Annotated in this window: 1 protein-coding gene; it reads right to left on the bottom strand. The window is 48.9% G+C overall.

Translation table 11 applies throughout. The features are described from left to right. On the bottom strand, window positions 1-499 hold a 499-nt coding region (locus PROVRUST_RS01240), incomplete at both ends, for a phage tail tape measure protein (protein ID WP_006812848.1).

Here is a 499-nt window from a genome sequence, read left to right as displayed (position 1 = left end):
TGTGTCGCCTAGCATGGCTAAGTTAACATTCGCGCGAGTGAACACCCCCACTAACGTGTCACTAACCCGATTCATTTCATCCGAGTTCAGTTTAAAGCCGGTTAAAATATTAGATCCAATATCCGCCGTAGTGGCTAAGTCAATGTCTCCGGCGAGTGACATTGATAATGTGCCTTTCATCGCATTTTTAATTTGCTCAGGTTTAAAACCAGCCATCGCATAGAACGCTTGCCCTTGGGCGACTTCATTCGCCGTAAATGCCGTCGTTGCGCCCAGATCACGCGCCTGCTCTCTCAGCATCTTGTAATCGCCTGAGTTTTTATCCAAACGAGTCAAGGCTTGTACTTTCGACATGCCGATTTCAAAGTCATAGCCTGGTACTAAGACTTTTTTTGCCGCATATCCGATCCCGACCCCTGCGGCTGTCATGCCAGCACCAGCCCCAGCCATTTTGTTTCGAACGTCCATGGTTCTTTGATAGCCATCTTTCGCCGCCGAC

The organism is Providencia rustigianii DSM 4541 (assembly GCF_000156395.1).
In the GTDB taxonomy this organism is placed as follows: Bacteria; Pseudomonadota; Gammaproteobacteria; order Enterobacterales; family Enterobacteriaceae; genus Providencia; species Providencia rustigianii.
Note: the sequence above shows the minus strand (reverse complement) of the source record. Positions and strands in the feature narration are given on the sequence as shown.